Raw genomic sequence first — 15866 nt, forward strand, 5'->3', positions numbered from 1 at the left:
CCCTTAGCTGGCGGGCGCCAGGATCAGCCCACTGGTGGGTACCCCGGTGCCCGACGTGACCAGGACGTGCTCGACGCCCTCGACCTGGTTGTACGACGTGCCGCGCACCTGGCGCACCCCCTCGGTGATCCCGTTCATGCCGTGGATGTAGGCCTCGCCCAGCAGGCCGCCGTTGGTGTTGATCGGGAACTCCCCACCCAGCGAGAGCCGCTCGACGGTGGCGAAATCCTTCGCCTCACCGCGCCCGCAGAACCCGAGTTCTTCGAGCTGGGTGAACACGAACGGCGTGAAATGGTCATAGATGAAGGCGGTTTGGATGTCCTGCGGCTTGAGCCCAGAATCGCGCCACAGCCTGTTGGCGACCACGCCCATCTCCGGAAGGCCGGTGATGTCGTCGCGGTAGTAGCTGGTCATCATCTCGCCGTTGGCGGCCGCGCCCTGGGCAGCCGCGGTGATGATCGCCGGCGGCTGCCGCAAGTCGCGGGCCCGCTCGGCGCTGGTGACCACGAGCGCGACCCCGCCGTCGCTTTCCTGGCAGCAATCCAGTAGGCGCAGCACCGGTTCGACGATCCAACGCGAATTCTGGTGGTCTTCCAGCGTGATCGGGCGCTGGTAGAACCAGGCATCGGGATTGCGGGCGGCGTGCGTGCGGTCGACGACGGCGATGCGGCCGAAGTCCTCGTTGGTGACGCCGTAGGTCGACATGTAGCGCTGGGCGTGCATCGCGACCCACGCCGCGGGAGTGAGCAAGCCGAACGGCGCGTAGTGCGCCATGAACAACGGCGTGCCCAGGTCGGTGCGACCGCTGCCGCCGAACCGCATGCCGGAGCGTTCGTTGAAGGCGCGCCAGCACACCACCACGTCGGCCACGCCCGTCGCGACGGCCATCGCGGCATGCACGACGGTGCCGGCGGCGGCCCCGCCGCCGTGGTGCACACGGGAGAAGAAGCTCAGGTCGCCGATGCCGACGTTGCGCGCGATCTCGATCTCGTCGCTGGAGTCCATGGTGAAGGTGACCATGCCGTCGACGTCGCTCGGTGTCAGGCCGGCATCGTCGAGCGCGGCGCTGACCGCCTCGCACGCCAATTGCAGTTCGCTGCGGCCGGATTCCTTCGAGAACTCGGTCTGCCCGATCCCGACGATGGCCGCGGCGCCGGGCAGGGAGCCGCTCACGCGGCCGCCTCGTCGAGCAGGCTGAGGATCGCCGTGCCCGAGACGTGATCGCCGAGGCTGTTGGAGCCCTTGAACGTCACCTCGACGAAGTTCTCACCCTCCGTGCCTTCGGTCTTCCCGGTGACGCTGCCGGTGAAGCGCAGCGGATCATCCGGAAAGCACGGCACGCCAAGGCGAATCGACAGCTTCTTGACCATCGCCTCCGGTCCTGCCCAGTCGGTGAGAAACCGCACGCAGTAGCCGTTGGTGGTGAGGATGTTCATGAAAAGGTTCGGCGAGCCCTGCTTGTTGGCGTAGTCGCGGTCGTGGTGCACGGGCATGAAGTCGCGGGTGGCGATCGCCCCGGCGACGATCATCGTTGTGGTGATGGGGATCTCGAGCGGGGTGACCTCGTCCCCGACGGAGATGTCGGCCCAGCGCAGGGTGGTGGTGCGGCTCGCGGTTGTCGTCATAGGAGTCCTTCCGAATATGTTGCGCCGAGGTGGGCCAGCTGCGCGGTAGCCGGGCCGAGCATGAGCTCGTTGTGCTTGGCCCACAGGAAATAGCGGTGCAGGGGATAGGTGGTGTCGATCCCGATGCCGCCATGGACGTGCTGGGCGGTGGCAGCGACGCGGGCGCCGGCCTCGGCGGCCCAGAACTTCGCGATCCGGGCGGCGCGGCCGGCCTCCTTCAAGGACCGCCCGTGCGCGATCAGCCACGCCGCGTGCCACGTTGTCCACCGGATCGCCTCGACGTCGATGAACGCGTCGGCCATGCGCTGCTGCACGGCTTGGAAGCTGCCGATGGGCCGGCCGAATTGTTCGCGCCCCGTTGTGTATTCGGCCGCGATCCGCAGGGCTCGCTCCGCGACACCGAGCTGAATCGCGCACAGTCCGACCAGTGCGCGCGTGTGCAGCGACTCGATCACGTCTGGCCCGACGATCAGGTCGGCGTCCGAAACGGTTGCGCCATCCAGATATACGTCCGCGTGCGGTTCGCGGTTGGTGGTCGTCGCAGGCCGGATCTCGACGCCGTTGGCGTCGGCCGCCACCAGGAACAAGCCGGCCTCACCGCCGTCCATCGAGGCAGGGATCAACAGGGTGTCGGCGAGTTGGGCGGCCGGAACCAACTCCTTGGCGCCGTCGATCCGCCAATTGCCGCCGTCGCGTCGCGCGGTGGTGGCGGGAGTCGCTGCGTCGGAGCGGCCCGGCTCGGCCAGCCCCGCGGTCAGGATGCGGCTTCCGGCGACGACGCCCGGCAGAAAGCGTTGCTGCTGTTCGGGATTGCCGTGCCGAGCGATGGGGTCGGCCCCCAGCGTCAGCGTCGCGTAGGCCGGCACCGGAGCAACCGCCCAGCCCACCTCGGCCAGCAGCACGCCGAGCTCGACGAAGCCGCCGCCGTTACCGCCCACCGACTCCGGCAGCGCGGTGCCCAGCAGGTCGGTGCCCGCCAGCTCTTGCCACAGTGCGTCGTCGAAGCGAACGTCGCCGGCTTCCAACTCGGTCAGGCGCTCCGGCGTGGCGCGTCGCTCGAGGAGGTCGCGGGCGAGCTTGGAGATGGTCTCCTGCTCTTCGGTGAACGTGAAATCCATGGTTCCCGCCTAGGTGGCCGGCCGGAACTGATGCAGCACCAGGTCGTTGTCGAAACTCTGGTAGTACACCTCGACCGGCATCCCGGTCCTGAGATCGGCCGGGTCGATGCCGGTCAGGTTCGATACCAGCCGCACGCCCTCCTCGAGCTCCACCAGCACGACGACGTATGGATACTCGAAGAACGGGAACTTCGGCTCGTGTGGCATCACGTAGCTGTACACCGTGCCGCGGCCCGACGACTCGACGGTGCCCCAGTCCAGGGAACGGCAGTGTGGGCACATCGGGCGCGGCGGGTGGCGCAGCTGCCCGCATCCGCCGCAGCGCTGGATCAGGAGTTTGTTGTCCCGCAGTCCGTTCCAGAAGAACTCGGTGTCCGGGGTGATGGCCGGGGCCAGTCGGGTCGCCATCAGCGCTCCGGCCTGAATCGCAGCACCCGGAATCGCTGCCTTCCCAGCACCTCGCCGTTCTGGTCGGTGTAGGTCGTCAGCCAGGTCAGAAAGAATCCGGTGCCCAGCGCCGTCTTCTTCTCCTCGGAAACCGATTCGTACACCGTCGTCGCGCTGATGACGTCGCCCAGTCGCGGGTAGCGCTCGATCTCGAACTCCGAGTTGGTCGCCACCGTGCTGGTGTAGCCCGCCTCGTCGAGGAACGCCGTTGGGTTGCTTTTGATCTCGATGGGCGCGCCACCCCGCTCGCCGATGCCCTCCAGGAGCGGCGACGGCATCGTCCAGGTCTGCAGCATCACCGGCGGCGACACGATGCCGCCGAACCGCGACCTCTCGGCGAACTCCGGATCCAGGTAGACGGGGTTCATGTCGGCCATCGCATACGCCCAATGCCGGATCATCGGCTGGTTGACCGGATCCGGGGCCAGCGAGGGCTTTCCGGTGCCGCCGGTCGGCCGGCCGACGAGGGCCTTAACCTTGGCGCTGACGGTTTCTGAGTCGGTCACTGACGGCTGTCCTCCTATGTTGCGGTGGCGCGAAGGTCACGGGGAGCGCGCGGCATGCCCAGTCCGGCCATGGCAATGATGTCACGCTGAATTTCGTTGGCGCCGCCACCGAACGTATTGATGACCGCCCATCGGTACGCGGTTTCCAGCGCACCCCTTAACGGCGCGTCGGTCCCGCGGCGTACCCCGTTGTGGTCGAGCACTTCCAGCAGCTGGCGGGCGACCTGCTGGGTCAGCTCGGTGCCAAACACCTTGGCGGCGGAGGCTTCTCCCATCGAGAGCACGCCCTTCGTCATGGCCGCATTCACCCGCAGATTGACCAATTTATACGCCGCGACCTGGGCCTCAACCCGGGCCAGCGCGAGCTGCACCCACGGCCGGTCGATGACGCGCCCACCATCGAGCTCGGCGACCGCGGCCCACTCCAGCGTCTTCTCGAACAGCGGCTCGAGCGCGCCAAGGTTGCCCAGGGCCGCCCGCTCGAAGTTCAACTGCGTGGTGATCAGCTGCCAGCCCTGGTTCTCGCCACCCACGAGCGCGCTGGCCGGGACCCGAACGTTGTCGTAGAACGTGTAGAAGGTGGAGATGCCCGGCATGGTGTGCAGCGGCTGCCAGGAGAACCCGGGCGACGAGGTGGGCACGATCAGGATGGAAATGCCCTTGTGCTTCTTGGCATTGGGATCGGTGCGGGCGGCCAGCCAGATGTAGTCGGCGTAGGCGGCGCCGCTGGTGAACATCTTCTGGCCGTTGATCACGTATTCGTCGCCGTCGCGTACCGCGGTGGTGCGCAGCGAGGCCAGGTCGCTTCCGGCTCCGGGCTCGGAGTAGCCGATCGCGAATTCGACGCTGCCGTCCAGGATCGCGGGCAGGAACCTCTGCTTCTGTTCCTCGGTGCCGCACTGCATCAGCGTCGGCCCGACGGTGTTGAGCGTCACCAGCGGGATCGGGGCATTGACGCGCTGTGCCTCCTCGGAGAAGATGAACTGCTCGATCGCCGAGAAGCCGCGTCCGCCATACTCTTTGGGCCAGCCGACGCCCAACAGGTCGGCCGCGGCCAGCGCCCGCACGCACTCGCGCACTTCGGGGCCGCCTTCCATGCGCGCGCTGAGTGCGAGGCTACGTTCGGGTGTCATCACCTCTTCCAGCGCGGCGCGGATCTCGGCGCGCAGCCGCTCCTGCTCGGGCGAGTATTCCAAATCCATCAGGCCCCCAGCCGTACCGGCATCCGCTTGACCCCGGGCACCATCGTGGCGCGCATCCGGTCGACCGCACCCACCAGCTCGAGCCTGGGGAAGCGGCGCAGCAGCTCGTCGAACATCACGCATGCCTCCAGCCGGGCCAATTGCGCACCCACACAGGAATGCTCGCCGCACCCGAACGCGATGTGCGGGTTGGGATGCCGGGTAACCCTGAACTCCTCGGAGTCGGCGCCGAATATCTCCTCGTCCCGGTTGGCGGACCCGTAGAGCATCACCACCACGTCGCCCTCCGCGATCCGCTGGCCGCGGATCTCGACGTCGGTCGTCGCGGTGCGCGCCATGTGGACCACGGGGCTGGTCCACCGCAGCATCTCCTCGACGGCGCCCGGGATCAGCGTCGGATCGTCGGCCAGCAGGCGGCATTGGTCGGGGTGAGCGATCAACGCCAGCGTGCCCAGCGCGATCAGGTTGCGGGTGGTTTCGTTGCCGGCCACCAGCAGCAGGTAGGCGAAATTCAGCAGGTCTTCGTCGGTCAGCCGGACGCCGTCGATCTCCGCGCCGGCCAGCACCGACAGCAGGTCGTCCCGCGCGTCCACGCGCCTGGCGGCGATCAGCTTCTGGAAGTACTCGTAGAGCTGCCCCATGGCGACCAACGGGTCCAGCTCGATCTCGGGGTCGGCCGTGCCGGTGGCCGCATCCGACCACGCCCGGAACTGCTCCCAGTCATCCGCCGGGGCACCGATCAGCTCGGCGATCATCCGGGTGGGAAGCGGGGCGGCGATCTCATCGGCGAACTCGTGCACGGAATCCGGCTCGATGCCGTCGAGAATCCCCCGCACGATCTCGCGGATCTTGGGCTCCAGCACGGCGACCCGCCGCCGGGTGAAGCCCGAGTTGATCAGCTTGCGCAGCTGCCGGTGCCGCGGCGGGTCGGTGAAGATGAGGTTGCCCTCCTGCACCGCGTTTCCCATCTGCGGATCGGGGATGGTGATGCCCCGGGTTGAGGTGAACGTGGCCGGGTTGGTCGACACGAACCGGATGTCCTCGTACTTCAGCAGCGCCCAGAAGTTGGTGACGTCGTTCCAGCACACCGGCGCGGTCGCGCGCAGCTCGCGGTACGCCGGATACGGATCGCCCGCATAGAAGTCCGGGGAGTGCAACAGCGAAGCGGGAAAAGTGGTCCGCACGGCGGCCTCCCTGACAAGCGATCCGACACATTGACGCAATGTGTCTTGCGGCCTTGTGTCTACCCCGCGCCGCCCATCCCTGTCAATACCGCCGCGAAACGCCGAAATAGCGTGCAATTCGCGTACTTAGTGATTGACGCCGCCCGGCCATGGGTGTACACCAAGTGGTTAGATGACCGACGTTCGGGTGAGGAAACGCATGACCGAGCTACAAACTCCGGGAACTCTTGTCGACAGCAACCAGCTCTACATCGATGGGAGATGGGTCGAGCCGGAGGACGGTCGCTACGACGACATCAACCCGGCCACCGAGCAGTCCATCGGCAGCGCGCCGGACGCCAGTGTCGCCCAGGTCGGCGCCGCGATCGACGCCGCGCGCCGGGCGTTCGACAGCGGGCCGTGGGGCCGGATGGGTCCGGAGGAGCGGGCCGGCTGCCTCAATCAGCTCGGTGCGGCCCTGCTCAAGCACGCCGACGGGATCTTCGCGCTGTCGCAAGTCGAATGGGGTTGCGTCACCAATGAACGCATGATGCAAATCGACGGCGCCGGCTACATGTCCATGCATGCGGCCCAACTCGCGACGAAGTTGGTCGACGAGCCGGTCACCGGGATCGGCGCGGGGACGACGTTGCTGCGTCGCGAGCCACTCGGAGTCGTATCGATCCTCACGCCGTGGAACTTCCCGCACTGTCTCAACGTGATGAAGGTGAACAACGCGCTGGCCGCGGGGAACACCGTCGTGCTCAAGCCCTCGCCGCTGACGCCGCTCGCGGGCCTTGCGCTGGCGCGCATCATCGACGAGGAGACCGACATTCCGCCGGGCGTGGTCAACGTGGTCACGCCCTCGGGGCTTGAGGCCGCCAAATCGCTCACGACGGATCCGCGCATCGACATGATCAGCTTCACCGGGAGCTCCGCCGTCGGTTGTGAGGTCATGCGGGCCGCGGGGGACGCCATGAAGCGGCTGTTGCTGGAGTGCGGCGGGAAATCGGCGAGCATCATCCTCGACGACACGCAGGTGACCGACGAGATGCTGCGTCAGATGCTGTTCGATTGCTGCTCGCTGCACGCCGGCCAGGCCTGCATCCTGCACAGCCGGCTGCTGCTTCCCGATTCGTTGCACGACGACGTCGTGGAGCGGCTGGTCGCGCTCGCCCGCGACGTCAAGGTCGGCGACCCCAAGGACCCGACCGTGGAGATGGGGCCGCTGATCAGCGCGGCGCAACGCGAGCGGGTGCAGGCGCATGTCGACGGTGCGATCAACGACGGAGCGAAGCCGGCGATCGGCGGCGGCCGCCCGGCCGGTCTGGATGCCGGCTTCTACTTCGAACCGACGATTCTCACTGGCGTGCAACCGGATTCGACGATCGCGCAGGAGGAAGTGTTCGGGCCCGTGCTGTCGGTGCTGCGCTACCGCGACGACGACGACGCCGTCGCGATCGCGAACAACTCGTGCTACGGGCTTTCCGGCGCCGTCTGGGGCACCGACGTGGACCGGGCCGTCGCGGTCGCCCGGCGCATGCGCACCGGTCAGGTCGCGGTCAACGGCGTCGGGCCGGGCGATGCGCCGTTCGGCGGCTTCAAGCTGAGCGGGTTCGGCCGGGAGAGTGGCGGAATCAGCGGACTGCACCAGTACATGGAGGTGAAGGCCATCGGGATCCCGGCATGACGGGACCCCTCGCCGGGCTCCACGTCGTCGAACTCGCCAACGAGATCTCAGGTCCTTACGCCGCAAAGCTTTTCGTCGACCTCGGTGCCGAGGTCATTAAGATAGAGCCGCCCGCCGGAGATCCGTTGCGCCGGTGGGGTCCGTTTCCGGGCGGAGTCTGCGACCCCCAGCGCTCCGGACTGTTCGAGTACCTCAACGCCGGAAAGCGCGGCGCCACCCTCGATCTGGCCGAGCCGGGCGATCTGACGGCGGCCCGCGAGCTCATCGCGCGGGCGCACGTGCTCATCGAGGATTTCGGGCCGGGAATGTTGGAACGTCGGGGGCTGGGCCCGGACGTCTTGAGCCGGCTGAACCCAAACCTGGTGCTGCTGCGCATCTCTGGATTCGGTCAGTGCGGACCCTGGCGTGAGCGCCAAGCCACACCCCTGACCGTGCAGGCTGCGTCGGGATGGATCAGCGCCCGGGATCCGGACCGCCCACCGGTACAGGTCGGTGCCCGCGTCTCCGAGTACGTCGCGGGCGTTTACGGCGCGCTGGGCGCCCTGACCGCGTTGCGGCTGCCGGCCGCCGGCCGGGTGACAGAGGTCGACGTCTCCCAGCTCGAGGCACTGCTGTCGACGCTGCCCTATCCGATGCTGATGGCGCGCCGTATGCAAGACCTGGGCTTGCCCGCGAATCTGCGGTCGGCGCCCATGCTGGGTGTCGTCCGGGCCGCCGACGGCTGGGTGGGCATCAACTGCCTGACGGGCCAGCACTGGCTGGACGTGTGCGCCATGCTCGGCCTGCCCGAGTACGGCGAGCATCAGATCGCGATCATGATGGGCGGCCCGGAGCGCGACGAGTTCTTCCGCAAGGCGGAGCCGTTGCTCGCCCAGCAGACCGTCGCCGAGATCGTGGAACTCGCTCAGGCCCTGCGCATTCCGGCCGCCCCGGTCAACGACGGGGCCACCGTGTCGACCTGTCCGCAGTACGCCGAGCGCGGTTTCTTCGTGCAATCCGGTGGGCCCGGCTGGTCGTTTCAGCGGCCCGGGCCGGCGTTCCGTTTCGCGAAAACCCCGGTGCCGCAACCTAGTCCGGCTCCCCGCCTGGGGGTGCGTCCTGAGCCGTGGGCCACGACGGCCCGCTCGCTTGACACGACCGCGGGGCCGCTGCCCTTTTCCGGCCTGCGTGTCCTCGACCTGACCACGTTCTGGGCCGGGGCCTACCTGACCTGCTACCTGGGCGCGTTCGGCGCCGACATTGTCAAGGTCGAGTCGATCCAGCGGCCGGACGGGCACCGCTACTCCGGTGCCTTCGCCTACGAGGGCGACGACTGGTATGAACGCAGCCCGATCTGGCAGGGCACCAACCTCAACAAGCGCGACCTCACCCTCGACCTGACCTCCGAGCGTGGCCTCGGCATCGCCCGACGGCTGGCCGCGGAAGCCGACGTGGTCGTGGAGAACTTTTCGCCCAGGGTGGTCGAACAGTTCGGCCTGGACTACGACGCGTTGGTGGCGCTGAACCCCGACGTGATCGTTGTGCGGATGCCCGGGTACGGGCTGCGGGGCCCGTGGCGCGACTACGTCGGGTGGGCGCTGAACTTCGAGCAGACCGCGGGGATGTCGGCGGTGACCGGTTACCCCGACGGTCCGCCGTGCAACCCGCAGGGCCCCGCCGATCCCATCGTCGGCGTGCACGCGGGGGTTGCGCTGCTGGCCGCCCTGGAGCACCGGAGCCGCACCGGTGCGGGTCAGCTGGTCGAGGTCGCCCAGATCGAGGTTGCCGCCTGCGTGACCGCCGAACCGGTGATCGAGTACTCGTTGACCGGTGTCGTGCGTCCGCGGGAGGGCAACAGGCGGCGCGGTTACCTGCAGGGCGTGTATCCGACCAGCGCCGAGGGAGTGTGGGTGGCGCTGTCGCTGCCCGACGAGGGGCGGCTCGACCACGACGTGTTCGACGAGATGGTCACCGCGTGGACCCGCACCCAGACCGCCACCGGCATCGTGGAAACCCTGCGCGTACAAGGTATTCCGGCCGAGCGTGTGATCACCGGCGATCAGATGTACGACCGCGACCTGATCGGGGCCCAGCTCGACGCGCGCGGCTACTACGAGGAGCTCGTCCACCCGATCACCGGGCCGCACCGGTTTCCCGGCTGGCCGTTTCGGATCGCCCCCGGACCGCCCCGCCACCACCGCGCCGCCCCGCCGACGCTTGGCCAGCACAACGACGACATCCTGGGCGGGCTGGGCCTGTCCGCGGACGAGGTCGCGAGCCTGCGGGCCGAACGGGTGATCGGCGACCGGCTGCTCAACGCCTGAGCGGCACCGACAGCGTGAGTCACGCGGTCGCCCGACAGCCGGTCCGATTACTCTATTGCTATATCTCTGGGTAGTTCATGATGTCCCGGAGTGGGCGTATGCCCCAGACGCTACCGGTGGCCGCCGGCCGCAAGTATTCGCCCTTGGCGGGGCCTAGAATTGGGTGACTTGCCCCAGTACGTGTATGACAAACCCAGGAGGCGGAATGACTGAGCATCGTCACGTCGAATGGGACCCTGACACGCGCCGCATCCTGACGACCCGGCTCTTGTTGCGCCCGTGGCAGCTCGACGACGACACCGCCGCGTGTGGGATATACGGGGCCGCGGAGGTTTCGCGTTGGCTGTGTCCGGCGCTGCCCTTGATCACCGACGACGTGCACATGCGTCAACTCTTGGGCGCATGGATCGCCGAAAGCGACGCGACCGGCCTGCCCCTGGGCCGATGGGCGATTACCGATAAAGACTCTGGCGACCTGATCGGGGGAGTGGCACTGCTTCCACTTCCACCTGGCGGCACCGACCTTGAGATCGGATGGCAGGTCGCACCGGCGCTGTGGGGTCGCGGCTATGGCGCGGAAGCCGGTCATGCGGTGGCCCATCAAGCATTCACAAATGTTGGCGTCAGTGAGGTCTTCGCAGTCGTGCGGCCAGGCAATCATCGCGGGGTGGCCACGGCGCGGCGAGTCGGCATGGAATGGGTCGGTGAGACCGACAAGTACTACAATTTGTCCCTTGAAATCTACCGACTGAGCAAAGCCGATTTGGATTTGCCAGAGCCGGCCTGCGCCCCGACGCCTGGATCGCAGTAGTCCCGAATACCACAGCGGTGCGGCCTCTTACGTGTCCCGGCGCTGAACAATCTGGATAAGGCGCGGCCTTTAGCTGTCGCCGCGGGGTCACCCCGGACCATAGACCGGAGGGCCCGCTTCCGACGGGTGGTATGACCCAGAGCGCGGGAGGCTCAGAGGCTTAGCGACTTAATACATGGTAGAAGGTGACCTGGGCCTCGCCGCCCTCAGCGAACTGGGCCAACGCTCCCACGCTGAGCGCGAAGTGTTCGGTTTGGACGTGGAGATCGACACCGTGCTGGTTTCGGAATCGCTGATAAAGTGTGAAATGTCCTGGCTGATCTCGGTCTTCGTGGAGCCGGAAGGTGCTCACGTCTCCTTCGGCCAGCGACTGCGGGATTAGCTCAGAAAGCGCACGCCGCAAGTCGTCTTCTCTGCCTGGCAAGGCCGTGGCCTCAGTGATCAGCACCACTTCTTCATCTGAGCCGTACATGGTTGACACTCCTTCATCGCCGCCGCAAGGCTGTGAATAATTACGGCACTGAGTAATTAGTCTGCGGCCGCCGTCATTTCGTGTACACGTCGTCACATCGGTGGTTGCCTTAGGCATACGTTCTGACATCGCCTGCCGCCGGGTAAACGTATTCGCGGCCACTTTACTTCCCGGTCTTTGTTCTGAGGATTACAACCCGCTTCCGTCAATCCAGCCATGCTCGCCAGCACCGGCTGCCTGCAAAGTACCGACGTCAAATCGGCGGCAGACGACTCCGGCTGCACCGGTTCTCAACTGGGCGCTGGCTCCTCACCGAAGCGCGACGCTCTTGTCCCCTGATCGCCCGGGTTATGTCGCGAAGCTTCGACCCTCACGCGGTGATCGACAGCGAACGCCGTCACGGCTTTGCGGTGTCAGCTGTTGATCTCGGCGCCGCGCCAGAACTCACCCGGGTGAAACAACGCCGGGGTGATGACAGCTCACCCCGCCGGGCAGCAGATTGATACCAGTTCAAGGTCGACACCCACGGCGCCAGGTGTAATCGCCAGGGCTACAACTGTTCTTGCCGGGCAAAGGGCCCAGCAGGAGTCGCCGAGAATGAGCAGCAGAAAGGTCTCACCATGCACTTCGATTCCAAGAAGGTCATCGTCCTCGGGGGCAGCGCCGGTATGGGGCGGCAGGTCGCCGTGGATATCGTGCGCCACGGAGGCAGCGCGGTGATCGTTGGCCGGTCTAAGGACCGCGTTGATGACACCGTGACCGAACTGACCGATGGGGGTGGTCAGGCCTGGGGGATCACCGCCGAGTTGACCGATCGCAGCGCGGTCGGCGACGTTCAGCGCGTGGTCTCCGAGCACCACGGCGATGCGACGTTGTTGGTCAATGCGGCTGGATTCTTTGTTCCCAAGCCGTTTCTGGAGTACGACGCCTTGACTTATGACTCGTACATGGAGCTCAACTATGCCCTGTTCTTCCTGACGCAGACAGTCGTTGAGGGCATGATCGCCCGCGGGGAGGGCGGCTCCATCGTCAACATCGGCAGCATGTGGGCACATCAGGCGATCGGTCTGACCCCGTCGTCGGTGTACTCGATGCAAAAGGCCGGCCTTCATGCGCTGACCCACAACCTCGCGATCGAGCTTGCCGAGCACAAGATCCGCGTCAACGCGGTGGCACCGGCCGTCGTCAAGACTCCTCTCTACGAGGGCTTCATCCCGAAGGACGAGATCGACGCCACGCTGGACACTTTCGCCCCGCTTCACCCCCTGGGACGCGTCGGCACCCCCGCCGACGTCGCCAACGCCGTGACGTACCTGCTCTCTGATGAGGCCAGTTGGGTCACCGGCGCGATTCTCAACGTCGACGGCGGCATCATGGCGGGCCGCAACTAACCCGGCAACGACGCTGGACGGACGAAATACAAAGCGCAGCAAACTAAGGCTGTGCGAACGAAGGAGATCGAGTGTCACCCAATTACAGCAAGAACCCTGCCGCGGTTGACGCGCTAACCCCCGAGCAATACCGCGTCACCCAGGAGAGCGGCACGGAGCTTCCGTTCACCGGCGAGTACTGCGACAACCATGAACCCGGCATCTACGTTGACATTGTTTCTGGCGAGCCGCTTTTCGCCTCGGTGAACAAATTCGACAGTGGCAGCGGCTGGCCCAGCTTCACCCAGCCTATCGACGCGGACAGCCTTGTTGAGAAGCGCGACCGCAGCCACTTCATGGATCGAGTCGAGGTGCGATCAGCCCACGCAGACAGCCATCTGGGCCATGTATTCCCGGATGGCCCTGCAGAAGCAGGCGGGTTGCGCTACTGCATCAACTCGGCATCTCTGCGATTCATCCACCGCGATGACCTGGAAGCCGAGGGTTATGGGCAATACCTGCACTTGTTCACAAAGGATGGATCGGAGCAACACCAAAGCGTCGGCGAGCAGAAATCATGACTGACAACAAGATCGCCGTTCTTGCCGGCGGCTGCTTTTGGGGCATGGAGGACCTGTTCCGCAAGCAGCCCGGTGTGGTATCCACCCGGGTCGGCTACACCGGTGGCAGCAACACGCATCCCACCTACCGCAATCACCCCGGCCACGCGGAGGCACTTGAAATCACCTATGACCCAGACGGGACGGATTACCGGGCACTGCTGGAATTCTTCTTCCAGATCCACGACCCGACCACGAAGAACCGTCAAGGCAACGATGTCGGAACCAGCTACCGGTCAGCGATTTTCTATCTGGACGACGAGCAGAAGCAAATCGCAGTGCGCACCATTGCCGACGTCGAAGCATCAGGCCGCTGGCCCGGCGCAGTCGTAACCGAGGTCAACCCGGCCGGCGAGTTTTGGGAAGCCGAACCTGAGCACCAGAACTACCTGCAGCGGTATCCATCCGGCTACACCTGCCACTACGTCCGCCCCGAGTGGGCGTTGCCCAACCGCGGGGACGGTGCGGGCGGCGCGGGGGCAGTCACGCCGGAACATGCCGAGCCGACTCGATAACGACGTGAGCTGGGTAACTCCGCCTGATTGGCAGGTGCTGCTGAGTGCGTACGCGCCGTTGGTGCTCTACCGGGCCGTATGTGGTCTGGGATGGGTTCTACCGCGACTCGGCCCCCGGCGCGCGGCGGTGACGGGATGACTCAGAACCCGAATCTGGCTGCCCTATCAAAGGCGGGGGTATCGGTTTGGCTGGACGACTTGTCGCGCAACCTGCTGCAGTCCGGCAAGCTGCGGCAGTTGATCGACACGAGAAGCGTTGTCGGCGTGACCACTAACCCGTCCACCTTTGAGCGCGCACTGACACACGGCCGCGCCTACGATGGCCAGATCGCCGAGCTCACGGGCCGCGGTACCGATATCGATACCGCAGTCCGCACGGCCATCACCGACGACGTCCGGGCGGCCTGCGATGTGCTCCGCCCGCAGTGGGAGACCTCCGACGGCATCGACGGGCGAGTTTCGATTGAGGTCGACCCGTCGCTGGCGAACGACACCGATGCAACAGTCACGCAGGCCGTCGAGCTGGCCAAGGTCGTCGACCGGCCCAACGTGTTCATCAAAATACCGGCGACCACAGCGGGGCTGCCGGCGATCACCGCCGCGCTGGCCAACGGTGTCTCAGTGAACGTCACGCTGATCTTTTCTGTCCAACGGCTTCGAGCGGTGATGAACGCCTATCTGGCCGGTGTCGAAGCCGCCAGTCAGGCGGGCATTGATGTATCCCAAATCCACTCTGTGGCATCACTGTTCGTATCCAGAGTGGACACCGAAGTCGACAAGCGACTCGAGGCGATCGGCACCGATGAGGCGCTCGGGCTACGAGGACGGGCGGGCATCGCCAACGCGCGATTGGCCTACGCGGCGTACCTGCAGGTCTTCGAAGCCGAGCCTCGCTTCGCCGCGCTGCGCGCTGCGGGTGCTCGCGTGCAACGGCCGTTGTGGGCCTCCACCGGTGTAAAAAACACTGCTTACCCCGACACGATGTACGTCACGGAACTCGTGGCACCAAACACGGTCAGCACCATTCCTGAACCGACGCTGGAGGCGGTGGCCGACCACGGCGTCATCGCCGGTGAAACCATGGCGGGCCAGGCGGTGCACGCGCGCGAAGTGTTCGACCGACTGACGGCGGTCGGTGTCGATCTGCCGAATGTGTTCGCTGTACTTGAACACGACGGGGTGTCCAAATTCGCGGCGTCCTGGTCGCGGACGCTTCAACGCTGAATACTGTGTGGCTCTGTAACTGTCACTCATCTAGGAGACCGATCAGATGTCCACTTCGAGTAGGTCGAAGACTCGGTCGAACAACAAGGAGGAACTGTGAGCGGCTGCGTCGCCGGCGCTATCGGTGGCATTGTCGGCGGACTCGCAATCGCCGCGCTAGGCATGGCCTACGGTGCGGCGAGTGGGCGGGGTTTGTGGGCGCTGCCCAACAGCATCGGCGGCCTCATTCTGGGCCCAAGGCGCGCAGACACTAGGTTGTTTGGAGTGGCCACCCTCGTCGGCGTAGCCCTCCACATCCTGCTCTCGGCCGTATTTGGCATCGCCATCGTCCTTCTCGCGCAGGATCTCACGCATGCATACCTCGCGACCGGTCTGGCGGCGGGCGTGGCGCTCTGGCTGATAAACTACGTCGGCATCGGCACGATTCACCTCGGTGCACGAGGGGTCGCGATGGTGAATCCGGTGCCGGTCGGGCTCGGACTTCACCTGTTATTCGGGTTCATCACCGGCGTGGTCGCTGTTTTGATCCTGCGAATGTGAGGTTCATGAAAAGTGCCACCGCCGGCTCGTAATCCACTGCAGCTTGGCTTCTTCCAATGCCTCGCCAAGTGATTGAAGGACCTTGTTGTGCTGAGCATTGACAAGCGTGTGACCCACCACCAATGCAGCGACGACGGGCAATTCAATGATCCCGAACAGGGCCATCGCACCGACGCCGGCATAAAACGCCAGATGTTCCGGTGCCGGTAGCATCAGGCCGATGCTCAGAGGCGACGGCGGTGTAACCCTATGCGCGCACT

General features: G+C 66.0%; 17 protein-coding genes. 8 read left to right on the top strand and 9 right to left on the bottom strand.

Going from position 1 to position 15866, the window contains the following annotated elements:
- Positions 1–3: 3 nt before the first annotated feature.
- From A5697_RS01315 to A5697_RS01345, 7 genes are read right to left on the bottom strand one after another with little or no spacing between them, the layout of a single operon-like run.
- Entirely contained in the window at positions 4–1173 is a 1170-nt protein-coding gene (locus A5697_RS01315) for a lipid-transfer protein (protein ID WP_067943998.1), read from the bottom strand.
- Complete coding sequence (locus tag A5697_RS01320; protein WP_067944000.1) at positions 1170–1625, bottom strand: MaoC family dehydratase; 456 nt, start codon at positions 1623–1625, stop codon at positions 1170–1172. Before A5697_RS01320 ends, A5697_RS01315 begins: the two co-directional genes overlap by 4 nt.
- On the bottom strand, positions 1622–2743 hold the full coding sequence (locus A5697_RS01325; RefSeq protein WP_067944002.1) for an acyl-CoA dehydrogenase family protein: 1122 nt from the start codon (positions 2741–2743) through the stop codon (positions 1622–1624). The genes A5697_RS01320 and A5697_RS01325 overlap by 4 nt, the downstream gene beginning before the upstream one ends.
- A 9-nt stretch (positions 2744–2752) precedes the next feature.
- Positions 2753–3151: a Zn-ribbon domain-containing OB-fold protein gene (locus A5697_RS01330; protein ID WP_067944004.1), complete on the bottom strand. Its 399-nt coding sequence runs from the start codon at positions 3149–3151 to the stop codon at positions 2753–2755.
- A complete protein-coding gene (locus tag A5697_RS01335; protein ID WP_067944006.1) occupies positions 3151–3696 on the bottom strand; it encodes a MaoC family dehydratase N-terminal domain-containing protein in 546 nt (181 codons plus the stop codon). The genes A5697_RS01330 and A5697_RS01335 overlap by 1 nt, the downstream gene beginning before the upstream one ends.
- 14 nt (positions 3697–3710) lie before the next feature.
- On the bottom strand, positions 3711–4898 hold the full coding sequence (locus A5697_RS01340) for an acyl-CoA dehydrogenase family protein (RefSeq protein WP_067944008.1): 1188 nt from the start codon (positions 4896–4898) through the stop codon (positions 3711–3713).
- Positions 4898–6082: a cytochrome P450 gene (locus A5697_RS01345; RefSeq protein ID WP_068007282.1), complete on the bottom strand. Its 1185-nt coding sequence runs from the start codon at positions 6080–6082 to the stop codon at positions 4898–4900. Before A5697_RS01345 ends, A5697_RS01340 begins: the two co-directional genes overlap by 1 nt.
- Positions 6083–6281: 199 nt before the next feature.
- On the opposite strand from A5697_RS01345, the gene A5697_RS01350 reads away from it, so the two are divergent.
- From A5697_RS01350 to A5697_RS01360, 3 genes are all read left to right on the top strand, one after another.
- Positions 6282–7751 (top strand): aldehyde dehydrogenase family protein, encoded by a 1470-nt coding sequence (locus A5697_RS01350; protein WP_068007346.1) that lies wholly within the window; start codon positions 6282–6284, stop codon positions 7749–7751.
- On the top strand, positions 7748–10054 hold the full coding sequence (locus A5697_RS01355; RefSeq protein WP_068007283.1) for a CaiB/BaiF CoA-transferase family protein: 2307 nt from the start codon (positions 7748–7750) through the stop codon (positions 10052–10054). The genes A5697_RS01350 and A5697_RS01355 overlap by 4 nt, the downstream gene beginning before the upstream one ends.
- Positions 10055–10259: 205 nt before the next feature.
- A complete protein-coding gene (locus tag A5697_RS01360) occupies positions 10260–10865 on the top strand; it encodes a GNAT family N-acetyltransferase (RefSeq protein WP_068007286.1) in 606 nt (201 codons plus the stop codon).
- 160 nt (positions 10866–11025) lie between these two features.
- On the opposite strand, the gene A5697_RS28690 is transcribed toward A5697_RS01360, so the two are convergent.
- The gene (locus tag A5697_RS28690; RefSeq protein ID WP_369806035.1) at positions 11026–11466 is read right to left on the bottom strand and encodes a putative quinol monooxygenase; all 441 of its coding nucleotides are present in this window, start codon (positions 11464–11466) and stop codon (positions 11026–11028) included.
- 491 nt (positions 11467–11957) lie between these two features.
- Here A5697_RS28690 and A5697_RS01370 point away from each other — a divergent pair, with 491 nt between their 5' ends.
- The 5 genes from A5697_RS01370 (at position 11958) to A5697_RS27520 (ending at position 15606) form a co-directional block, all read left to right on the top strand.
- Complete coding sequence (locus A5697_RS01370) at positions 11958–12728, top strand: SDR family NAD(P)-dependent oxidoreductase (RefSeq protein WP_068007291.1); 771 nt, start codon at positions 11958–11960, stop codon at positions 12726–12728.
- A gap of 71 nt (positions 12729–12799) precedes the next feature.
- On the top strand, positions 12800–13288 hold the full coding sequence (gene msrB, locus A5697_RS01375) for a peptide-methionine (R)-S-oxide reductase MsrB (RefSeq protein ID WP_068007294.1): 489 nt from the start codon (positions 12800–12802) through the stop codon (positions 13286–13288).
- Positions 13285–13842 carry a peptide-methionine (S)-S-oxide reductase MsrA gene (gene msrA, locus A5697_RS01380; RefSeq protein WP_068007298.1) on the top strand — a complete coding sequence of 186 codons (558 nt, stop codon included), beginning with the start codon at positions 13285–13287 and terminating at the stop codon, positions 13840–13842. The genes msrB and msrA overlap by 4 nt, the downstream gene beginning before the upstream one ends.
- 135 nt (positions 13843–13977) lie before the next feature.
- The gene (gene tal, locus A5697_RS01385; protein ID WP_068007300.1) at positions 13978–15066 is read left to right on the top strand and encodes a transaldolase; all 1089 of its coding nucleotides are present in this window, start codon (positions 13978–13980) and stop codon (positions 15064–15066) included.
- 264 nt (positions 15067–15330) lie between these two features.
- Positions 15331–15606: a hypothetical protein gene (locus A5697_RS27520; RefSeq protein ID WP_156673036.1), complete on the top strand. Its 276-nt coding sequence runs from the start codon at positions 15331–15333 to the stop codon at positions 15604–15606.
- Between the two features lie 3 nt (positions 15607–15609).
- Here the strand turns inward: A5697_RS27520 and A5697_RS01395 are convergent, their stop codons facing one another.
- Positions 15610–15819, bottom strand: coding sequence for a hypothetical protein (locus A5697_RS01395; RefSeq protein WP_068007305.1), 210 nt, complete (start codon positions 15817–15819; stop codon positions 15610–15612).
- Between the last annotated feature and the right edge of the window lie 47 nt (positions 15820–15866).

Source organism: Mycobacterium sp. E3251 (assembly GCF_001666835.1).
Classification (GTDB): domain Bacteria; phylum Actinomycetota; class Actinomycetes; order Mycobacteriales; family Mycobacteriaceae; genus Mycobacterium.

Bases quoted from the DNA above. Each gene is read 5' to 3' on its own strand.
- A5697_RS01320 (WP_067944000.1), bottom strand. From the start codon at position 1,625: ATGACGACAACCGCGAGCCGCACCACCACCCTGCGCTGGGCCGACATC.
- A5697_RS01325 (WP_067944002.1), bottom strand. From the start codon at position 2,743: ATGGATTTCACGTTCACCGAAGAGCAGGAGACCATCTCCAAGCTCGCC.
- A5697_RS01330 (WP_067944004.1), bottom strand. From the start codon at position 3,151: ATGGCGACCCGACTGGCCCCGGCCATCACCCCGGACACCGAGTTCTTC.
- A5697_RS01340 (WP_067944008.1), bottom strand. From the start codon at position 4,898: ATGGATTTGGAATACTCGCCCGAGCAGGAGCGGCTGCGCGCCGAGATC.
- A5697_RS01350 (WP_068007346.1), top strand. From the start codon at position 6,282: ATGACCGAGCTACAAACTCCGGGAACTCTTGTCGACAGCAACCAGCTC.
- A5697_RS01355 (WP_068007283.1), top strand. From the start codon at position 7,748: ATGACGGGACCCCTCGCCGGGCTCCACGTCGTCGAACTCGCCAACGAG.
- A5697_RS01360 (WP_068007286.1), top strand. From the start codon at position 10,260: ATGACTGAGCATCGTCACGTCGAATGGGACCCTGACACGCGCCGCATC.
- A5697_RS28690 (WP_369806035.1), bottom strand. From the start codon at position 11,466: ATGTCAGAACGTATGCCTAAGGCAACCACCGATGTGACGACGTGTACA.
- A5697_RS01370 (WP_068007291.1), top strand. From the start codon at position 11,958: ATGCACTTCGATTCCAAGAAGGTCATCGTCCTCGGGGGCAGCGCCGGT.
- msrA (WP_068007298.1), top strand. From the start codon at position 13,285: ATGACTGACAACAAGATCGCCGTTCTTGCCGGCGGCTGCTTTTGGGGC.
- tal (WP_068007300.1), top strand. From the start codon at position 13,978: ATGACTCAGAACCCGAATCTGGCTGCCCTATCAAAGGCGGGGGTATCG.
- A5697_RS01395 (WP_068007305.1), bottom strand. From the start codon at position 15,819: ATGCTACCGGCACCGGAACATCTGGCGTTTTATGCCGGCGTCGGTGCG.